Raw genomic sequence first — 19,512 nt, forward strand, 5'->3', positions numbered from 1 at the left:
CGATGCCTACCCTCTACCTGGTTGCCGGAGCGCGTCCCAATTTTATGAAAATCGCACCGATCGTGCGCGCCTTGCAAGCCCATAACGGGCTTGGATTCAAGATCATTCACACCGGTCAGCACTATGACCGCGAAATGAACGACGTCTTCTTCGAAGAACTGGGCATTCCCCAGCCGAACGTCTTCATGGGGGCCGGTGGCGGCAGCCATGCGCAGCAGACGGCCAAGATCATGCTGGCTTTCGAAGAGCTGTGCCAGGCCGAGCGTCCCGACGCCGTGCTGGTAGTTGGCGACGTGAACTCCACGCTGGCCTGTTCCATCGTTGCCAAAAAACTCAATATTCCCGTTGCCCATGTCGAAGCCGGTTTGCGCAGCGGCGACATGACCATGCCGGAAGAAATCAACCGCCTCGTCACCGACAGCATCAGCGACTGGTTTTTTGTCACGGAGCCCAGCGCGCTGGAGCACCTGCGGCGTGAAGGCAAGCCTGAAGCGGCCGTGCACTACGTGGGCCACGTGATGGTGGACAATGTGCTATATCAGGCCGACAAGCTCGGTGCCTGCGTCGTCACCGAAGGTGAGGGAGCGCTTTTCAAGGCGGCCCATACGGGCGCCGGACAGCGCTACGGTGTGGTAACCCTGCACCGGCCCAGCAACGTGGATAACGCAGACATGATGCAATCGATCGGCGGTGCGCTGCGCACGATCGCTCAGGACTTGCCGTTGATTTTCCCCGTGCATCCGCGCACGCGCGCCAACCTGGACAAGTTCGGCATCGACTTGGGGCCAAACGTGACCCTGGTGGGACCGCAGGGATACATGGCCTTCCTGAACCTGTGGAAGGATGCCTGCATGGTGCTGACGGACAGCGGCGGCTTGCAGGAAGAAACTACGGCGCTGGGTGTGCCGTGCCTGACGATCCGCGAAAACACTGAGCGTCCCGTTACTGTCGACGAGGGTAGCAATGTGCTCGTAGGAACAGATCCGCAACGCATCGTGTCCGAGGCCGGCAAAATACTGCGTGGCGAAGGAAAGCGAGGACAGCGTCCACACCTGTGGGATGGCAAGGCTGCCGAACGTATCGTGGCCGTACTAGCCGCACAGCTGTCATGAGTGCCCGTATCACGATGATGGGCTGTCAGATTGATAATCTGACGATGGAAGAAACCCTGCAAAAAGTCGAGGGATTCATCCAGTCCGGCCATCCCCATCAGCATGTGGTGGTCAATGTGGACAAGCTGGTCAAGGCGGAACGCGACGCCGAGTTGCGGCGCATTATCAATGACTGCGCGCTGATCAATGCCGATGGCATGCCCGTGGTGTGGGCGTCGCGCCTGCTGGGTAAGCCGCTCAAGGAGCGCGTGGCGGGCGTCGATTTGTTCGAGGCCCTGATGCGCCGCAGCGCTGACAAGCAGTGGCGCGTGTATCTGCTGGGCGCGCGCGAGGAGGTCGTCAGCGAGGTCAAGCGTCTGTACGAGCTGAAGTATCCGGGATTGACCGTGGTCGGTTATCGCAATGGCTACTGGAGTGCGGAGGAGGAGCCTGGCGTCGTCGCGCAGATTACGGAGGCGCGCGCCGACCTGCTTTTTGTTGCTATCAGTTCACCCAAGAAGGAACATTTCCTGGGACAGTACCAGGGGCAGATGAAAATCCCGTTTGCAATGGGCGTGGGCGGCACCTTCGACGTCGCCGTCGGCCGCGTAAAGCGTGCACCCGTGTGGATGCAGAAATCGGGACTGGAATGGTTTTATCGTTTTTTACAGGAACCGCGGCGCATGTTCCGGCGCTATTTTATCGAGGACATGGGCTTTATCCGCCTGTTCATCAAGGAAGCGCTGCGCCGTTAGGCGCCATCGCCGAATAACGATTTCCACCTTTTAGATTGAAAGTATTGTTATGACTACTATTGCCGTGATTGGCCTCGGTTATGTCGGTTTGCCCCTGGTTGCTGAATTTGGCAAGCAGGCGCGTACCATCGGCTTTGATATTGTTCAAAGCAAGGTCGACAGTTGCCTGCGTGGCGTCGATCCGTCGCGCGAGCTGAGCGACGAGCAGATGGCCGCCGCTGTGCATGCCGAATACTCGTCCGACCCAGCCATTCTGGCGCAGGCCGACATCATCATCGTCGCCGTGCCGACGCCGGTCGACGTGGCCCATAGTCCCGACTTCGGTCCCCTGATCGGTGCCAGCAAGAGCGTCGGCCAGCACATGAAGAAGGGCGCCATCGTCGTCTACGAGTCGACCGTGTACCCGGGTGCGACCGAGGAAGTTTGTATTCCCGTGCTGGAGCAGGCGTCGGGCAAGCAGTGGAAGCGCGATTTCTTCGTCGGCTATTCTCCAGAGCGCATCAACCCGGGCGATCGCAAGCACATGCTGACGAACGTGGTGAAAGTGGTCTCGGGCGACACGCCGCAAACCCTGGAAACCGTGGCCGCCATGTACGAGTCCATCGTCGAGCCGGGCGTGCATCGTTGTTCCAGCATCAAGGCGGCGGAGGCGTGCAAGGTGATTGAAAATACCCAGCGCGACTTGAATATTGCGCTGATGAACGAACTGGCGATCATCTTTGACAAGATCGGCATCGATACTTCCGAAGTTCTGACGGCAGCCGGCACGAAGTGGAACTTCCTGAAGTTCAGCCCCGGCTTGGTTGGCGGGCATTGTATCGGCGTCGACCCGTATTACCTCACGCACAAGGCCGAGACGCTGGGCTACCATCCCCAGGTAATCCTGGCCGGTCGTCGCATCAATGACGGCATGGGGAAGTACATCGCCGAGCAGACCATCAAGAACATGATTGCTGCCGGAAGCTATATCAAGGGCGCGCGCGTGAATGTGCTTGGCTTGACGTTCAAGGAAGATTGCGCCGACCTGCGTAATTCCAAGGTGGGCGATGTTATTAACGAACTCAAGACTTATGGTGTGGAAGTGTTTGTGCACGATCCGTATGCCGATGCTGAGGAAGCCATGCACGAGTATGGCGTGCGCCTGTTTGCGTGGGATGAGTTGCCGCGTGCCGATGCTATTGTCGCGGCTGTCTCGCACCGCGCGCTGACGTCGCTGCCCGTGGAAGACTTTCAGCAAAAACTGATCAAGGGTGGCTGCTTCATTGATGTGAAGGCGTGTTTTGACGAGGCGGCGTTGCGCGCCGTGGGCGTCAAGGTCTGGCGCCTTTAAGAGGCATCGTGCAGGATGGCGGGCAGGTGGCACCGCTTGCCCCGTCAATGTGCATCTCTTTTGCACTTTATCAACTTCTTCCCTGGGTGCCCTGCGTACACTGGGCCTGGCCATCTTGTCGGGTCCGGGGCACCTCAGCTGCCACATTGCAGGTCGGTATGTTGGGCTAGCGTAGATGTAGGCTTCGCCGTGGCCTTGTATCGGCTTCTCTCCCCCCCCCTACCCAGCGGTGGCGCGTGATTGACGCGCAAACCGTCATGGCAGCTCGGCATTGCGGCCTGTATGCCAGCACGTCCATGGAAGAGTGCGCTATTCAGTCGACAGGAGTCCGATATGAAAATTTACCCTGTGATCCTGTCGGGAGGCGCCGGTAGCCGTCTGTGGCCCTTGTCGCGCCAAGCGTTGCCGAAGCAACTATTGCCGCTGCTTTCGCAGCAGACCCTGCTTCAGGAAGCCGTGCTGCGCGTGCGTGAATTGAGCCATGCGGCGCTCGAGGCTATGCCGCCGCTGGTGGTGTGCGGCAATGAGCACCGCTTCATGGTCGCCGAGCAGTTGCGCGAGATCGGTCTGCCGCCGCTGGGCATCCTGCTCGAGCCGGTGGGGCGCAACACGGCGCCGGCCGTGGCCGTGGCCGCGCAATACCTGTTGGCTATCGACCCGCAGGCGCTGATGTTGGTCTTGCCAGCCGATCACGTGATCACCGATGTGGCCGCGTTTCACCAAGCCATCGCCGAGGCGGCATTACTGGCGGCCGAGGGCGCGCTGGCCACCTTCGGCATCGTGCCGACGGCGCCCGAAACGGGTTATGGCTACATCCGCAGTGGCGCACCCGTGAGCCCGGGCGCCCTGTGCTGCAAGGTCGAGCGTTTCGTCGAAAAACCAGATCTTGCGACGGCGCGTGGCTTTCTTGCCGATGGACGTTATCTGTGGAATAGCGGCATGTTCATGTTCCGTGCCGCAAGCTACCTAAGCGAGTTGCAGCAATTTGAGCCGACCATGCACGCGGCGTGCGGCGCCGCAGTGGCTGACGGCTGCCATGACCTCGATTTTTTTCGCCTGGCAGCGGATGCTTTTTCGTCCTGCCGCAGCGTTTCGATCGACCACGCTGTGATGGAGCATACGCGCCGCGCCGTGGTGCTTTCCACTACCATGGGCTGGAGCGATATCGGTTCATGGTCCGGCATGTGGGACGTACTGCCAGGGGATGAGCAGGGTAATGTCGTGCGCGGTGATGTATATCTCGACGGCGCCCGCAACTGCATGATACGGTCCGAAAGCCGCATCGTGGCAGTGCTGGGGGTGCAAGACTTGGTGATCGTGGAGACGGATGATGCCGTCCTGGTTGCGCGGCGTGATCAGGTGCAGCGCGTGCGGCAAGTGGTTGAGCATCTTGAGCGCCATGGGCGCACCGAGCACCTGCAGCATCGGCTCGTGTACCGTCCCTGGGGTAGTTATGAAGGCATTGATGCGGGCGAGCGTTTCCAGGTCAAGCGCATCGTTGTCAATCCAGGCGGGAAACTATCGCTGCAGATGCACCATCACCGTTCCGAGCATTGGGTGGTCGTGCGCGGTACGGCGCGCGTCACGTGTGGTGAGACGGTGCGCCTGCTGACAGAAAACGAATCGACTTATATTCCGCTCGGCATGATCCACCGGCTGGAAAATCCTGGCAAGCTGCCGCTGCACCTGATCGAGGTGCAGACGGGCGCTTACTTGGGAGAGGACGATATCGTGCGCTATGCGGATGCGTATCAGCGCGGCTGAGATGCTGACGTAGCGAGCGGTGCTGCATTCATGACGTCGGGAACGCAGTCGCTAGCAATGATCTTGCCGGGATTGCCTGCGACGATGGAGGCTGGCGGCACGTCTGCCACGACTACGGTGCCGCCGGCGACGCGGCTACCCTGTCCGATGGTGATCGCGCCGGTAATAATGGCATGGGGACCGATCCAGACGCCGTCCTCCAGCGTCGGATAGGCGCTGCTGCGCTGGTCCGGGGCGGTGATGCGGTCGCGCCGGCCCAAGGTTGCGCCGTGGAGCAGGGTGACATTGCTGCCGATGACGGCGCCAGGCGAGATGACGGTGCCCCATCCATGCGTCAGGGCGAAACCGGGACCTACGTGGGTCTGCCAGGAAAAGTCTATGCCCGCGCGGCGGGTGGCGCTGCGATGCAGCAGCTTGCAAAGCGGCAACAGATATTTCCAGGGGGCGTCGGCGTCGCGCGCGGCCTGGCACAGGCGCATGGTGACAATTGCGCGAAAGGGACGGCTGCCGACGGCCCCTTTCAACGTCAGGTGCCAACCGCTGCGCTTGTATAACCGGTATGTATCGGCATGCAATGCCGTCCAGGTAGACATATGACTTCCTTTTCTTGAGATGATCCATCAATATGGTAAAAATTTGCCAATTATAACTGCTGTGTGCGCTGGCCTCGGGGCGAGGCGGAGATGGTTTTGGCCTCTTGATTTGATGCTATAAAGAAACTTCTAATTAAAAATTAAATAACTTAAGATGTTACTTTATGCTATCATCACTGTTGGTTTAATTATATAAATTCATGTGGCTGCGTCGTGGCCACAATTTTGCTCTGTGGAGTCGCATGAAGAACAACACTCGCTCTATTATGGTTGCCCTGGCATTTGCCGGCTCAGCTTTGTTCGCGCAGTCAGCCGTTGGCGCGCCCGTAGATATCAGTTCCACGCCTGGCGCCTTCAATCTGGCAGCGGGCGGTTCGCTGACATTCGGCGACAAGTTCAAAAACAATCAAAAGAGCAATTTTTTCAATGACATGTTCAAGTTCAATGTGGCGCAGGCCAGTGACCTGAGCGTGGTACTGAACTCGCGCAGCAGTAGTGCAAAGAACGGCCTGAACCTGACAGGTTTCGGCTTGTACAGCAGCGTTGGCAATACCTTGGTGCTCGGTGGTAATCAGTTGTTGACCGGCATTGATGATAAATGGACCTTGTCGTATGCCCACCTGGCTGCCGGTTCCTATTACTTGAAAGTCAGCGGCAACGTGGTGTCGAATACGGGCGCCGCTTTCAGTGCGAACGGCAGTCTGGTATCGGCCGTGCCTGAGCCTGGGACGTATGCGATGTTGCTCGCTGGCTTGGGCTTGCTGGGTTTCATGGCACGCCGTCGACAAAAGGCTTGAGCCCAGCTGGGCTGATTGGCACCCTCGTTTGCATTTCCATCCCGCAGCTGGCCTGAGCCGGTTGCAGTCATCTTGGTGAAAAGTATGAAAAAATTTCTGAAATCCCTGTTTGTGGCAGCCATGTTTGCCGGCAGCAGCCTGGCAGCCCATGCGGCGCCGGTTGATATCAGCCACGCCACGGTAGACCTGACGCAAGACTTGCTCGACTATTCCAGTAGCGATCTGCTAGGCTCGTTTTCGTTGGCTCCAGGCCAGTTGGCTGGCGCGGGCAATAACTTTTTCAGCGACAAATTCACGTTCAGCGTCCAGGGTCTCAATGACCTGAGCGCACTGGCGACGTCGCTCAAGCCGAGCGCTAATTCCGGCCTGACATTGACCGGCTTCAGTCTGCGTAATGCCAACGGCATTCTGTTCAAAGGCGCGCTTGACTTGATTAATTTCACAGCGAAAGACCAAGCGTGGTCGTTGCAGTCCGGTTCCATGCCTTTGGCTGCGGGCAGCTATTTCCTGCAAATTGATGGTTATGTTGCTTCGCCAGCCGGCGGTAGCTATAGCGGCATCTTGGCAGTTACGCCGGTACCTGAACCAGAAACCTACGGTATGTTGCTGGTGGGCTTGGGCCTGGTTGGCTTCATGGCGCGCCGCCGCAAGCTGCAAGCTTGAAGATAAAAATTCTGTACCTGAAACGGAGGCTGCGGCCTCCGTTTTTTTTCGCCGTCGGATGATGTGGGGCTATAATCGTGACGTACAGTGGGCGGCCGCAGCATGGCTGTTTCGATCTTTCTCAACGACGATATTGACCTTGCATAAATCTCTCTTCCTTTCGCTGGCGCTGGTCGCCGGCACCGCACATGCCGACGCGCCATCCATGCCGCCGGGATTGAATGCGCTGCAATTGGCTGTTGTGATCAATGACGCTGAACCGAATAGTATCGAGGTGGGGGAATATTACCGCCAGAAGCATGGTATTCCTGCTGCCAATGTCGTGCACGTGCATATCCCGAACAGGCCGCGCAAGCTGAGCACGGACCAGTTCGCGCAACTGAAAGAGCGCATCGACGCGCAGTTGAAGCCGGGCATCCAGGCCGTGCTGATGGTGTGGAGCGCACCGTATGCGGTCGAATGCAATTCGATCACCTCTGCCTACACCTTGGGGTATGACGCCGCGCAGTGCGCCAAAACCTGCAGCGCCGGCAAGGCAAGTACTTATTTCAATAGTGATGCCGGCCAACCGTTCAGTCAACTGGGCTTGCGTCTGTCGATGTTGCTGCCGATTGATTTTGTCGAAGAGGCCAAAGCGGTCGTCGACCGCGGCTCCGTTAGCGCTTTTTCCGTACCGGCCGCCAGTGCCTATTACCTCAATACGAGTGAAGGTGCGCGCAATAGTCGCGCGGCATTTTTTCCGCCGGCCGGGGTGGTGCGCCAGCGTAAGCTGACGATTAAGAACATGAAGGCAGATGTGTTGGAAGGCGCACAAGACATCATGGTGTACCAGACGGGCATGGCGAAGGTGGGCAAGCTGGAAACCCTGCGTTTCCTGCCCGGCGCCCTGGCCGATCATTTGACGTCGTTTGGTGGTGATTTGCAGGGTACGGCACAGATGAGCAGCCAGCGTTGGCTGGAAGCTGGCGCAACGGCCAGTTACGGTACGGTGAGTGAACCTTGCAACTATTGGCAAAAATTTCCCAATCCTACTGTGCTTCTGCGCCGCTACCTGAACGGTATGACGGCACTGGAAGCGTATTGGGGTAGTGTGCAGTGGCCCGCACAGGGCATATTCATCGGTGATCCCCTGGCGGCGCCGTACTTGGTGTACCGACGCTAAGCTATTGCCGATGGTGCGCGCAAGCATGTCGGTGATGAGAGTGCCAGCTTAGCCAGCTTTAACGCTCCGCTTTCTGCGTGTCGCGAATGCCACCAGGCCGAGGCCGGCAAGCAGCATGGCATAGGTTTCCGGCTCAGGAACGACGGCGATAGGTGGAGTGGGAATGCCGATGCCGCTATTACCGGTATCGATGCCGCCTGTCGCGCCACCGCCGCCCACGCTCGAGCCGCCCGCCGGTGAGTTGGTGTCGCGCGAGGCAGACGTGATCAGTGGTGCATAGATATCGGCTCCGGCGGCGCCCTGTTGGGCGCGTCCCTGTCCTCGGTAGCCTGCCGCGCCATTGATCGGCGGAAAGTCCTGACTGGTGACGAAATCGCGGGTGCCAAACCGATAGCCTCCCGTATCGCGCGCCGGACGTGTACGCGCGCCGCCCGCCGTATCGCCGCTATCGGCAAACTGATTACTAAGGCGGTGGCCACTGCCGCCAAAATTCGGATTGCGCAATTCCTGGTCTGAAGCGCCGCTGCCGAATTCTGGCGGCGTGCTAGTACCGTCGTTGATGCGTGCGCCGAAGCCGATGAATCCGTCAACGAGGCTGCAAGCGCTGTACGTGCTGTCGAGGTCGGAGTCCTTAGCCTTGCCGCCCGTGTTGCTGGATGAACCCGTTGCCTGGCAGCGTTTCTCGTCGCCACTGGCGCGCTGTGCGCCATTTTGGGCTTGTGCCGTGGCAGTCGCCAGCAATAATGCACTGCAGGCAAACAGCGATGCGAACTTGAATGGGGTGGCTGGTTTTAACATTACTTACCTCTTGAAAATGCATTCTGAACGCGGCGAGCATCGCCAAGCGCTGAGGATGTGATTGGTGCTCGCGCTAACGGTGCGACGTTGTTCGTGCACTGACAGGGCAGCATCTGAAGAGCCAGGCATGGATGGGGCCTACTCAATCTATTTGTATTTCAAGGTTCTCAAAGTTGCCAACGGCTTGTTAAGAACAAAACTTATTTTCCCAAAATATATCATATATTCCAGTCGTTGCCTCTTTTATCGTGCCATTGTGAACCAGATGTTGCTTATTGGATACTAAAAATCATAGTTGTCCGCGCATTAAGTGAGAGGTATCTACGCCATTCAACATTAATTAAATGTCATCAAGTTGTCATATCCGGACTTTAATATGCAAATAACAAGTCTGAAATACTTTTGTTAATTGTAGCGTGCCGGCCGATCATGTGGGGCCGGCGTCATTTATTTATCGACCGGGATCTTCATGCACACTTCGTTTTCCCCCTTGCGCACGCCGCTGCGCTTGACCGTCATGGCCGCCGTTCTGGCCAGTCTGTCCTTGCCAACAGTGGCTTTGGCTGCTTCCGATATCGTCATCAGCCAGGTATATGGCGGTGGCGGCAATGCGGGGGCGCTGTATCGCAACGATTTCATCGAACTGTTCAACCGCGGTGCCAGCCCGGTGAACCTGAGCAACTGGAGCGTGCAATATGCGTCCGCTGGCGGCTCAAGCTGGGCTGTGACGGCCTTGCCGGCTATCGATTTGCAAGCCGGCCAGTATTTGCTGGTCCAGCAAGCCAAGGGTACGGGCGGTACGCAGGACTTGCCCACGCCGGACGCCTCGGGCAGCCTGGCCATGTCCGGTACAGCGGGCAAGGTGTTGTTGAGCAATAAAAAGACGGCCCAGACGGGCACCAACCCCACGGGTGCTGCCATCGTCGACCTGGTCGGTTTTGGTACTGCCAATGGCTTCGAAGGCAATGTGGCGCCCGCGCCATCGAATACTCTATCTATTGCGCGCGCCAATGGTGGCTGCGGCGACACGGACGATAACAGCGCCGACTTCGCCTCCGGCAGCGTGACACCGCGCAACACGGCTTCCCAGCGCAACATGTGCGGCGGCCCCGTCGTACACCAGATCCTCACCACCTGCCCCGCCAGCCTGGCCTTGGCCGTGGGTAATGGCGGCAGCGCCGTGTTGCGTGCCGCCGATGTCGATGGCATCGTGAATGCGGCAAGTGTGATTTCCCCGGCCGTCGCTGGCATCAGCCTGGCCAATTTCAGCGCCGCTGGCGTGGCCGGCGAGAGCGCCAGCGTCAATTTGCGGGTGGCCGCTGGCGTGCCAGTGGGTAATTATCCTGTCGTCGTCAATTTCAGCAATGACCAGCAGCAAAGCGTTAGCTGCAAGATCGATGTTGCCGTGCAAGGCTTGGCGGCTGTCAGCCATACGATTCCACAAATCCAGGGTTCGGGCGCGGCTAGCCCCTACGCCAATTCCGTGCAAACGACGCAGGGCGTGGTCACCTTGAAAGTGGGCACGGGCTTCTTTATTCAGGATATGGCCGGTGACGGCGACCCGTTGACGTCGGACGGTATTTTTGTGTACACGGGCGCGACGGTCAGCACCGTGCAGCCGGGCGAGCTGGTGCGCGTAACGGGCACGGTGTTCGAGTACACCCCGACGGGCGCGAAAAATTCCTACACGGAATTGAAGGACGTGACGGCCATCCTGACGCAAAGCGCGGGTCACAGCATCGTGCCTGTGAACGTGACATTGCCGAACGAAAAGCTGGCCGCCGTGGAAGGCATGCTGGTGCGCTTCACGCAACCGTTGACCGTGTCGCAAAACGCCTACCTGGGCGCGCGCGGCGAACTGAGCCTGTCGGCGGGACGGCGCGAAGTGCCGACCAACCGTTATCCGGCCGGCTCGGCCGAAGCGCAAGCCTTGATCGCCGCCAATGCGGATAACCTGATCGTGCTCGACGATGGCATTTTCGTCACGCCGTCGAGCATTCCTTACATCGGCCAGGATGGCACCGTACGCAGCGGCGACACGGTGTCGGACTTGACGGGCGTGGTCGATTTTGGTGCTATCGGCGGCGGTGGCGCCGCGTATAAACTGCAGCCGACGCAAGTGCCGCAGTTTTCGCGCGACAACTCGCGCACGGCAAGGCCGGAGCTGTCGCCAGGCAACGTCAAGGTGGCCAGCGCCAACGTGCTGAACTTCTTTACGACCTTTACGAATGGCAATAATATTTTTGGCCAGACGGGGCAGGGTTGTACTTTGGGCAGCTCGACTGCCAAGAGCAATTGTCGCGGCGCCGATAATCTGGCCGAGTTCTTGCGTCAGCGTGACAAGATCGTGGCCGAGCTGCAAGCTATCGACGCGGACGTGGTGGGTTTGATGGAAATCCAGAACAATGCTGAAATAGCCGTCACCTATCTGGTCGAGCAGCTCAATGCGGCCATGGGCGGCGTTACTTACGCGGTGGTGCCGAAGCCAGCAGCGACCGGCACGGACGCTATCCGTGTGGCAATGATCTACAAGCCTGCCAAGCTGGGCCTGGTGGGTGGTGCTTTGTCGGACGCCAATGCCATCAACAACCGTCCGCCGATGGCGCAAACCTTCCGCGCCGCGAATGGCGAAAAATTCTCGCTCGTCGTCAACCACTTGAAATCGAAGGGTAGTTGCCCATCGACTGGGCTCGATGCTGATCAGAACGATAGCCAGAGCTGCTGGAACGCCACGCGCGTGAAGCAGGCACAGCGCCTGATGGGCAGTTTCGTGCCGCAGGTGGCCGCTGCCGCCGGCGACGCCGACGTGCTGGTTATCGGCGACTTGAATTCGTATGGCGCGGAAGATCCGATCCAGGTCATCACAGGCGCCGGCTTCGTGAATGAACTCGAGCGCTTCGTGCGTCCGTCGGGCATGCCGTATTCGTATGTCTTCGGCGGCCAGAGCGGCTACCTCGACCATGCGCTGGCGAGTGCCTCGCTGAGCCCGCAAGTGGCCGGCGTGGCCGAATGGCATGTGAATGCGGACGAGCCGGAAGTGATCGACTACAACATCGATGCGGCCAAGCCGCAAGACTTGTACAACGCATTGCCTTACCGCGCCTCGGACCACGATCCCGTCGTCATCAGCCTCGACTTGCAACCCGCCTACCGCGATATCACGGCCGGCGTGGCGCAAGCCAGTTCGGGCCTGACGTACAACCGCGTGACGCAAAAGTACACGGGTACATTTGCCTTCACCAGCAAGGGCACGACGGCCATCAGCGGCCCGTTCCAGGTGGTGTTCGGCGGCTTGCCGGCCGGCGTGACCCTGGCCAATGCCAGCGGCAGCCATGCGGGCGCGGCCTTTGTCAGCGTTAATGCGGCCAGCCTGGCGCCCGGTGCGACCGCATCGTTCGCCGTCAGTTTTACCAATCCGTCGAAAGTGACGATCAATTATTCCGCCAGCATCTTTGCCGGCAAATTCTAAGGAACTATCATGTTGACTACGAAACTACATCTGACCCTGCGCCGCGTCGCGCTGGCCGCCATGCTCGCCGCCAGCAGCAGTGTGGCGCTGGCGGACCCGCTTGGCTATCACGTGGAAATCGATACCCGCGCCTTTTCCGGCGCCGGTTTCCTCGACTTCGCCTTTATCGCTGGCAATGACCCTGCGCCCGGCGCCAGTGCCACCTTGAGTCATTTTTCGGGCGCGTTCGGCGCACTGGAATCGAAGGAAGGCAGCGTCAGCGGGAGCTTGCCCGGCACTTTGGTCTTTGGCAATAGCGGTGCCTACAACGACTGGTTTCATCATGTGACCTTGGGTGGCAAGTTCGGTTTCAACATCGTCTTTGGCGGCGATTTCCTGAACAAGTCCGGCAACGTGGGCACGACTTTTGGCGTGGGCTTGCTCGATGCCTCGGCCACGTCCTACCTGGGCAATGTCAATGGCAATTTGCTGCAATTCGAACTGACCCCGCTCAACGGCGGCTTGCCCGCCAGCATAGCCGGCAGCACCTACGCCAGCATCGCGACGATCTCGGCGGTGCCGGAAGCGTCGGAATGGATGATGTTGACGGGCGGCCTGGCACTGATCGGTTTTGCCCTGCGCCGACGCCACTCTGTTACGCCAGCATAGTCCTTGCAACGTGAACACAGCGCGCCCATGGCCCGCTGTGTTTTTTTTCATCAAAAATCTGACTCCGGTTGAAACCCCGTCCTTCAGGGCGGTAGCGAAGGAGTAAATTTCCCGGCACCGACCGTAATGCCGTTCAGTTAAGGGTTTTGGCCTGATTGATGAGCGCCAGTAAATTCGCTCAACCCAGAGGCAAAGAGCTGGGGTCGGACCCCAATCCACCCAAGTTAAGCAACAGGCTGCCATCAAGCAACCTTGTAGGCCATGTATTTATGGGGCTTGTAGGCGTTGGTTTGCCGTGACCTTGATTGTCCTGGGCGATGTTGAAACGTTCGCTTGGCGATCAGAGCCAGCGCGTCGGCAAGCAAGTGGGCTGCCGCCAGCCCAAGCAGCAACGATGGCAAGAGCGGCTTGAGTACCGAATGGACATAGGCGCGGTTGATGCGTCTGTCCGTCGGCAATGCATCTTGCTGGCCAGCGGCACAGCTCGCCAACGCCTGCAGGTTATCGCATAGTACCTTGGCGGCCAGATCCTGCATCAGGGCCTGCTGTGACAGTCCCGTCACGTGCTCCAGATGGAGGCGGTGTTTGATGCGCTTGAAGGCTTCCTCAATGCGCCAGCGTTGGTGGTAGAGGTCTCCGAACAATGCGGCAGGGAATTGTTCAACGTCCAGTAAATTGGTCATCAGAACACGCACCTTGCCGGTCGAGGCAACGTGGCGTATCAGGCGCACGGTCTGCGGTTCAGCGGGACATTCATAGTCAAGCGCATCGCGCCGATCCGGCGCCCGCAGCGTGACGATCTGCTCCCGCAGCCCCGACTTCAGAAACTGATTGACGCAGGGAAAGCCGCCACCGCGCGCCTGTTCGACGCGCATGCAGAAGGCAATGCGGCGCTGGTTCAACACGGCGGGCATCCAGTAACATGGATAGCCTCGGTCGAGTAACAGCAGATCATCCTTGCCAAGCCGGTCGAGCTGTTCGAACAGCATCTGGCGTTCACCGACGTCGGTGCTGTATAGCGAGGCCGAGAGCATCAATTCGGCACCGGGCAGAAACAAGCCAAACACCAGTTGATCGGCCACGGCGGCACGTTTGACATGGCTGGCGCGCAAGCCAAAGCGAACGGTCGAGGCGTCAGCGGCGACCAGCCTGAAACCGTGCCAGCGCGGCAGGTAGCCATGCTGCTGTGCTTGTGCAATGAGCCAGTCGTTAAGCTCTGGGATGGCCGTGGTAGCAAGTTTTGAGCGTGCCTGAGCGAAAGCCTGGGCGCTCACCTGGTGCGTCAGTTGCGCCTGCTGTTGCAGATGGCCAAAGAATTCATCAAGTTCGGTTTGCACGCTCTTGCGCATGCCGGTGAGCATGAGCGCCACCAAGGATGGCAGCGGCAGTTTGCGGCGACGTTGAAACGCCATCGGATGATCAGGATGGCGGGCGCTAAGCCGAAACTGGTCGGATTGAAGATGGTCGGAGAAATCGGACAGCAAGGAAGCGAGCGACATGAAGGGCCAATGAAGATCAAAAGACCTTCATTGGCCGCCGCCTTGCCGCTGTCGAAAAAAGAGAGGTCAGCAAGGCGGCGGCCGCGCAAAGCCAGTGCCACGTCAAGCACTATTTCATTGAATTGCCAGCAATTGCGCGGGCTTGCTCCTTAACTTGGGTGGATTGGGGTCCGACCCCAGTCCTTGTTCTTGGGCTAAAAATAGCATCACTAACACTAACTTAACGGCATTTGGCACCGACCGGGCGATTTCCTACGTAGCGCTTGGGGAGGGGATATAAACCCCTTCCCAAGCTTATTTAATCGACAGGCCCATCGGCCTGGAGCCATTCAATTGCTTTTCAGGCTGTTGCATTTCCTGATTGACCATCCGCGCGGCATCGCGCTGCGCCTGCTCAGCCATTAGCGCTGGTCTTGCGGCGGGGCCGGTTTCTTTCCATTGCTGTCGCTAGTATGCGTGTGCTCGACGCTAGTGGGCGATACCTGCGCCACGTCCGGGCTCGCTCTCAGGCGCGCCACCTCGTCCGGCGTCAGCATGGCCGCGAAGCCGTTCAGAGTGACCGTGTAGCGGTATTGCACGGGAGCCCCGGCCACTAAGGCCAGCACGGCGCGCTGGCGCTCTTCCAGGTAGGCCGTGTAGCGGCGCGCCGCCTCGCTGCCGGTATCGAGGCGACTGCCCTCCGAGACGGTGGGAACGAGGCCGGCTACGCCCCCCGTGTACGAGGCCAGCGGCGCATCCTTCAATTGCACGATGTAGCTGTGTCGCGCTTGCTGCGCCGGTTTGTGCTGCTCCGTCTGCACGGCACCGGCCAGGCCGGCGACTGCGGCAATGATGATAAATATCCAGTTTTTCGAGGGCATGGCAGCCTTTCCGGGCGGTTGTCAGGTCGTGTCACGCCGATTCTACGCCTGTATCGGCGGCACCATAAAAAAACGCGCCCCGCAGGGCGCGCTGTGTTGCCGATCCAACGGTGTGCTTACAGCTTGGCGTCTGTTTTCACGTTGCGCATGCTCGGTACGGCCAGCGGCAGCGGGCTGTTCGTTTCCACGGACAGTACGGTGGTGGAGGCCGCCGCATTGTTGCCATCGAGGAAGATCACGCCGCCCAAGTAGCGCTTGCCGCTTTCCAGCGCCGACCAGCTGACGCCGGCCGTGGCGGTGCCGCCCACATACACCTTGCCTGGCAGGGTGGCTTTCAGGTTGCCGCCTTTGTCGGCCGTCGTGACGACCGCTGACGACAGGCTGAAGCCGGTCGATGCGCCATTTGCCAGCGCGTAGCCGACCACGCACAACTTGTAGCTGCCCGTCGCCGGGGTAGTCACACTGATCGACTCGTTCGAGCCGGAATTGGTCGAGGTGGCGACGGTCGCACCGGCGCTGTTGAATAACAGCAAGTCGAGGTCATTGCCGGCGCCTTCCGTGGTGTCGCGGTCGAAGGTTTCGAAGCGTGCCACCACCGTGTTGGCGGGAATGCTCACATTGACCACGCGCACGCCGCTGCCGCCTGCCTTACAAGCGGTGACTATCTGCGCCAACGTTTCCACGCTACCCTGCGGGGCCTGGCTGATGCTTTGCTCGCTGCGTGCCACTTCCTTCAGGCCGCCCGTCGCCGCGCCGACCTTGCCGGCAAAGCCGGTGGACAGAGTCAGCGAGCGCAAGCCGCTGACCTTGTCGGCCCGCAGCAATGCCGGCGACTGCACCGCGCGACCCGAGCGGGCCGTGACGGGGCTACGGACCGTGTGCACGCCGTCGCTCCACACGAGGGCGCCGTACTGCCATGCGTTTTCCGGCGCCGTGGTGCGCGTCAGCGTTACGGTAAACGACTTGGTTTCTCCGGGCGCCAGCACCAGTGTGGCAGGCGCCACCGCCACGCTATAGCCGCTGACCGAGGCGCTGGCTGTGTAAGCGGCGCTGCTGCCGCCCACGTTGGTGACGCGGCGCGTCACCGTTTGCACGCCCAGCACGTTGCCGATGGTGATTGACGGCACGTTCAGGTTGTAGCCGGCGATGGTGCCGCCCGCACATTCTGCCGTCATGCCGACGCCGCACATGTATTTCTTGTAGTCAGCCAGGCTGGCGTCATACACGAGGCCTGGATCGGCGGCCTTGTTCGGCGTCACGTGGCCGGCGCCCTGGCCCCATGGCAGGATGCCGCGCGCGTCACCGGTCTGGGTGTCGGGCAGGGTGGTGCTGCCGGTGGTCATCAGGGCCGACTTGATGGCGGCAGGGCTCCAGCCAGGATGCTGCTGGCGCAGCAGGGCCGCCAGGCCGGCCACGTGCGGGCTGGACATGGAGGTGCCTTGCAGGAAGACATAGGCTTGCGCCGGCGTCAGGCTGCCATCTTGCACCGCGTCGCGCTGTGCGCGCGACAGGGCAGGCGAACCGCCGGCCAGGATGTCCACGCCAGGCGCGGTGAGGTCGGGCTTGAGCAGATTGGCGTCGTACAGGTTCGGGCCGCGCGAGGAAAAGTCGGCCACGATGGGGGCGGCAGCGCCGTTGCCCGTGGTGACGAAGCGCGAGATGGCCGCCGTTGCCGCTCCCGTTTGCGCCTGGGCGTTGATCAGCGCGCCATCGGCGGCGCTTACATGCACGGCCGGCAGCACGTGCGGATCCGATACCAGGCCCAAGCCCGTATCGACCAGCACCATGCCTACGCCACCGGCGTCGCGCACGGCGACGCCCTTGTCGGTGCGCGCCGTGGTGCCGCGCAAGCAGCTGACGACCTTGCCTGCGACCTTGGCCGGATCGAGCAGGGCTACGCCGCCATTGTCGCCGGCGCGGTAGCACAGGGCCAGTTTTTGCGCATCGGCACCGGGCAGGCCCGCATCTTGCGCGCGGATCAGGGTGCTCGCTGGCAGCGGGTTGTAGTTGAGCGAGGCGCCCGTGTACCTGGCGCCATTGCCCAAGGTCACGCTGGCCTGGTTGGCGCGGTTGTGCGTCGAGGCGGCCACTGTGGTGATCCATGGGCTGACGTGGGCCACCGTGTTCGCCGGTCCCGCGTTGCCGGCCGAAGCGGCAACGAAGACGCCCGCGTTCGACGCGTGCAGGAAGGCTTGCTCGACGGGGTCGTTGACGCTGCCGCCGCCGCTGATCGAGTAATTGATCACGTGTACGCCGTCCTGGACGGCTTTTTCAATCGCCGCCACGCTGTCGCCGCCGTAGCAGCTATTTTTTGCGCCCGTCGGCTGCGTGTCCAGGTTGTAGGACCAGCACACTTTGTAGACGGACAGGCGGGCGCGTGGCGCCACGCCGGAAATGGCGCCCAACGGCGCGCCGTTTACGGTCACTGGCACGCCCGCATTGCCGCCCGCGGTGGACGAGGTGTGCGTGCCGTGGCCGCCTTCGCCGCTGGGGTTGCCAACGGAATCGCGCGGCGAGGTGAATTCGCTCCAGTGCTGGATCTTGTCCGTTTCGGTCAGGCGCACGGCATTGAAGTATTGCGCGCCGAGCAGCTTGTTATTGCAGTGCTCTTGTGTAAAGCCCTCGCCCGTCTGGCAGCTGCCCTTCCAGGCGGCAGGCGCGGCGCCGTATGCCAGCGTGGCGTTCGGGTCGAAGGTAGGGATGCCGTTGGCGTCGACCTTGTCCGCATACGACAGGTTTTCCGGCCACACACCGCCATCGACGATGCCGATGATGATGTCTTCGCCTGCATGCTGCTTGCCGCCCAGCTGGCTCCACAGGCCACCGGGCTGGTCCAGTCCCAGGAAGGTTGGCGTGTAGTTCGTTTGCAGTGCGCGCGGCTCGTCGGGGGCGATGCTGGCCACTTCGCCGCTGGCCTGCAATTGGCGCACTTCGGCATCGGTCAGCAGGGCCGAAAAACCGTTGAGGACGATCTTGTACTGGTATTGCACGGGGGCGGCGGCGACGAGCGCTTGCACCCGCGCTTGTTTCTGCTCGAGATAGTCGCCGTACAGCTGCACTTCCGCGCTGGCCAGGTCGAGGCGGCCGCCGGCAGCAGGCTGGGTTGCACCGAGGCCTGCTACCGAGCCGGCGTAGGAAGCGATCGGCTTATCGGTCAGTTGCACGATGTAAGGACGGCGCAGGTCGTCGGCCTGGGCCTGGAAGCTCAGACTGGCAAACAGACTCAGTACGGCGAGTGACATGGGACGTAAAGCGGGACGGAAGGTCATGTAGGATTTCCTGTAACGGTGGCGGAAAGGGGAAAATCAGGCTTGCTGGCGGCGACGCGCCGCGAAACCAACGCATGCCAGGCCGAGCAGCAGCATCGCGTAGGTCGATGGCTCAGGTACCGAAGCGACGATATTGTCGAGCGCGAACTGGCCCTTGTTGGTACTGAAGGCGTTGCAATTGCCGGCCGTGTTACAAGTGAAACCGAAGAAGGCCAGCGAGGCGAATTGCTGGCTGCCGAAGTTGGCGCTGGTGTTGTAGTGCTGGAACTGGAAGTTGCCGCCGACTGGGCCGCCCAGCTGATACGTTTCATACAGGGAAGAACCGTTAGCATAGAAGCCTTGCACGCGCAACAGACCTGCCACCGCCGGGTAAGTAACGCCCTGGGCGTAGCCGATGAAGCTGGCGTCGAAGCCTTGCAGGCTGATACGGCCGCCCTGGTTCAGTGGATCGAGGTAGGCGATGCCATCGTTGAGCGATGCATAGTAATTGCTTGTATTGTTGGTCGGACACGCCATGCCGCAGGCGGCCGGGTCCGTGCCGTCGTACACCGCGCCGACCAGATCGCCAAAACTGGCACCAGCCACATTCGAGGCACCCGTGAGCCGGAATTTTCCGATTTCCAGAGCGCTTCCATGGCCGACATACTGGCTATCGAGATTGTTAAAATTGATCACATCAGCCATGGCGGCTGGTGCGCAGGCGGCGGACAGGGCCAGAATGGCGGCGCCGGTCCATTGTTTGGCCGAGAAAGGACTTGCTGCGGAAACTACCTTCGGATGCACGATACGAGTCATGAATTTTCCCTTGGTGATT

Annotated in this window: 15 protein-coding genes; 9 read left to right on the forward strand and 6 right to left on the reverse strand. The window is 60.5% G+C overall.

Going from position 1 to position 19,512, the window contains the following annotated elements; genetic code table 11:
- The first annotated feature begins 2 nt into the window (after window positions 1–2).
- From wecB to H4V96_RS05155, 4 genes are all read left to right on the forward strand, one after another.
- Window positions 3–1,112 carry a UDP-N-acetylglucosamine 2-epimerase (non-hydrolyzing) gene (wecB, locus tag H4V96_RS05140; RefSeq protein WP_196855242.1) on the forward strand — a complete coding sequence of 370 codons (1,110 nt, stop codon included), beginning with the start codon at window positions 3–5 and terminating at the stop codon, window positions 1,110–1,112.
- Window positions 1,109–1,846, forward strand: a complete 738-nt coding sequence (locus tag H4V96_RS05145) for a WecB/TagA/CpsF family glycosyltransferase (protein WP_280720740.1) — start codon at window positions 1,109–1,111, stop codon at window positions 1,844–1,846. Before wecB ends, H4V96_RS05145 begins: the two co-directional genes overlap by 4 nt.
- Window positions 1,847–1,895: 49 nt before the next feature.
- Entirely contained in the window at window positions 1,896–3,176 is a 1,281-nt protein-coding gene (locus H4V96_RS05150) for a nucleotide sugar dehydrogenase (RefSeq protein WP_196855241.1), read from the forward strand.
- A 333-nt stretch (window positions 3,177–3,509) separates the two neighbouring features.
- Window positions 3,510–4,940 (forward strand): mannose-1-phosphate guanylyltransferase/mannose-6-phosphate isomerase, encoded by a 1,431-nt coding sequence (locus tag H4V96_RS05155; protein ID WP_196855240.1) that lies wholly within the window; start codon window positions 3,510–3,512, stop codon window positions 4,938–4,940.
- On the opposite strand, the gene H4V96_RS05160 is transcribed toward H4V96_RS05155, so the two are convergent.
- Complete coding sequence (locus tag H4V96_RS05160) at window positions 4,928–5,533, reverse strand: serine acetyltransferase (protein WP_280720741.1); 606 nt, start codon at window positions 5,531–5,533, stop codon at window positions 4,928–4,930. The genes H4V96_RS05155 and H4V96_RS05160 overlap by 13 nt on opposite strands.
- A gap of 242 nt (window positions 5,534–5,775) precedes the next feature.
- Between H4V96_RS05160 and H4V96_RS05165 the strand changes: the two genes are divergently transcribed.
- From H4V96_RS05165 to H4V96_RS05175, 3 genes are all read left to right on the forward strand, one after another.
- Complete coding sequence (locus H4V96_RS05165; protein WP_196855238.1) at window positions 5,776–6,330, forward strand: FxDxF family PEP-CTERM protein; 555 nt, start codon at window positions 5,776–5,778, stop codon at window positions 6,328–6,330.
- A gap of 84 nt (window positions 6,331–6,414) precedes the next feature.
- Entirely contained in the window at window positions 6,415–6,993 is a 579-nt protein-coding gene (locus H4V96_RS05170; RefSeq protein WP_196855237.1) for an FxDxF family PEP-CTERM protein, read from the forward strand.
- A gap of 139 nt (window positions 6,994–7,132) precedes the next feature.
- Window positions 7,133–8,155, forward strand: coding sequence for a TIGR03790 family protein (locus tag H4V96_RS05175; RefSeq protein ID WP_334685991.1), 1,023 nt, complete (start codon window positions 7,133–7,135; stop codon window positions 8,153–8,155).
- A 48-nt stretch (window positions 8,156–8,203) separates the two neighbouring features.
- Here H4V96_RS05175 and H4V96_RS05180 read toward each other — a convergent pair whose 3' ends face one another.
- Entirely contained in the window at window positions 8,204–8,953 is a 750-nt protein-coding gene (locus H4V96_RS05180) for a PEP-CTERM sorting domain-containing protein (RefSeq protein ID WP_196855236.1), read from the reverse strand.
- Window positions 8,954–9,422: 469 nt separating this feature from the next.
- On the opposite strand from H4V96_RS05180, the gene H4V96_RS05185 reads away from it, so the two are divergent.
- Together H4V96_RS05185 and H4V96_RS05190 are read left to right on the forward strand one after the other, a co-directional pair.
- Window positions 9,423–12,422, forward strand: coding sequence for an ExeM/NucH family extracellular endonuclease (locus H4V96_RS05185; protein ID WP_196855235.1), 3,000 nt, complete (start codon window positions 9,423–9,425; stop codon window positions 12,420–12,422).
- 9 nt (window positions 12,423–12,431) lie between these two features.
- Complete coding sequence (locus tag H4V96_RS05190) at window positions 12,432–13,070, forward strand: NF038129 family PEP-CTERM protein (RefSeq protein WP_196855234.1); 639 nt, start codon at window positions 12,432–12,434, stop codon at window positions 13,068–13,070.
- A 242-nt stretch (window positions 13,071–13,312) separates the two neighbouring features.
- On the opposite strand, the gene H4V96_RS05195 is transcribed toward H4V96_RS05190, so the two are convergent.
- The 4 genes from H4V96_RS05195 to H4V96_RS05210 all read right to left on the reverse strand — a co-directional run bounded on the left by H4V96_RS05195 (window position 13,313) and on the right by H4V96_RS05210 (window position 19,493).
- Complete coding sequence (locus tag H4V96_RS05195) at window positions 13,313–14,569, reverse strand: IS4 family transposase (protein ID WP_280720742.1); 1,257 nt, start codon at window positions 14,567–14,569, stop codon at window positions 13,313–13,315.
- A gap of 401 nt (window positions 14,570–14,970) precedes the next feature.
- Entirely contained in the window at window positions 14,971–15,429 is a 459-nt protein-coding gene (locus H4V96_RS05200) for a protease inhibitor I9 family protein (RefSeq protein ID WP_196856959.1), read from the reverse strand.
- 116 nt (window positions 15,430–15,545) lie between these two features.
- The gene (locus H4V96_RS05205) at window positions 15,546–18,698 is read right to left on the reverse strand and encodes a S8 family serine peptidase (protein WP_196856958.1); all 3,153 of its coding nucleotides are present in this window, start codon (window positions 18,696–18,698) and stop codon (window positions 15,546–15,548) included.
- A gap of 36 nt (window positions 18,699–18,734) precedes the next feature.
- Entirely contained in the window at window positions 18,735–19,493 is a 759-nt protein-coding gene (locus tag H4V96_RS05210; protein ID WP_196856957.1) for an NF038120 family PEP-CTERM protein, read from the reverse strand.
- Window positions 19,494–19,512: the final 19 nt, after the last annotated feature.

It is taken from the genome of Janthinobacterium sp. CG_23.4 (assembly GCF_029892305.1).
GTDB classification, from domain to species: domain Bacteria; phylum Pseudomonadota; class Gammaproteobacteria; order Burkholderiales; family Burkholderiaceae_D; genus Janthinobacterium; species Janthinobacterium lividum_D.

Coding starts and splice junctions, on each gene's coding strand:
- wecB (WP_196855242.1), top strand. CDS start 3: ATGCCTACCCTCTACCTGGTTGCCGGAGCGCGTCCCAATTTTATGAAA.
- H4V96_RS05145 (WP_280720740.1), top strand. CDS start 1,109: ATGAGTGCCCGTATCACGATGATGGGCTGTCAGATTGATAATCTGACG.
- H4V96_RS05150 (WP_196855241.1), top strand. CDS start 1,896: ATGACTACTATTGCCGTGATTGGCCTCGGTTATGTCGGTTTGCCCCTG.
- H4V96_RS05155 (WP_196855240.1), top strand. CDS start 3,510: ATGAAAATTTACCCTGTGATCCTGTCGGGAGGCGCCGGTAGCCGTCTG.
- H4V96_RS05160 (WP_280720741.1), bottom strand. CDS start 5,533: ATGTCTACCTGGACGGCATTGCATGCCGATACATACCGGTTATACAAG.
- H4V96_RS05165 (WP_196855238.1), top strand. CDS start 5,776: ATGAAGAACAACACTCGCTCTATTATGGTTGCCCTGGCATTTGCCGGC.
- H4V96_RS05170 (WP_196855237.1), top strand. CDS start 6,415: ATGAAAAAATTTCTGAAATCCCTGTTTGTGGCAGCCATGTTTGCCGGC.
- H4V96_RS05180 (WP_196855236.1), bottom strand. CDS start 8,953: ATGTTAAAACCAGCCACCCCATTCAAGTTCGCATCGCTGTTTGCCTGC.
- H4V96_RS05185 (WP_196855235.1), top strand. CDS start 9,423: ATGCACACTTCGTTTTCCCCCTTGCGCACGCCGCTGCGCTTGACCGTC.
- H4V96_RS05190 (WP_196855234.1), top strand. CDS start 12,432: ATGTTGACTACGAAACTACATCTGACCCTGCGCCGCGTCGCGCTGGCC.
- H4V96_RS05195 (WP_280720742.1), bottom strand. CDS start 14,569: ATGTCGCTCGCTTCCTTGCTGTCCGATTTCTCCGACCATCTTCAATCC.
- H4V96_RS05200 (WP_196856959.1), bottom strand. CDS start 15,429: ATGCCCTCGAAAAACTGGATATTTATCATCATTGCCGCAGTCGCCGGC.
- H4V96_RS05205 (WP_196856958.1), bottom strand. CDS start 18,698: ATGACCTTCCGTCCCGCTTTACGTCCCATGTCACTCGCCGTACTGAGT.
- H4V96_RS05210 (WP_196856957.1), bottom strand. CDS start 19,493: ATGACTCGTATCGTGCATCCGAAGGTAGTTTCCGCAGCAAGTCCTTTC.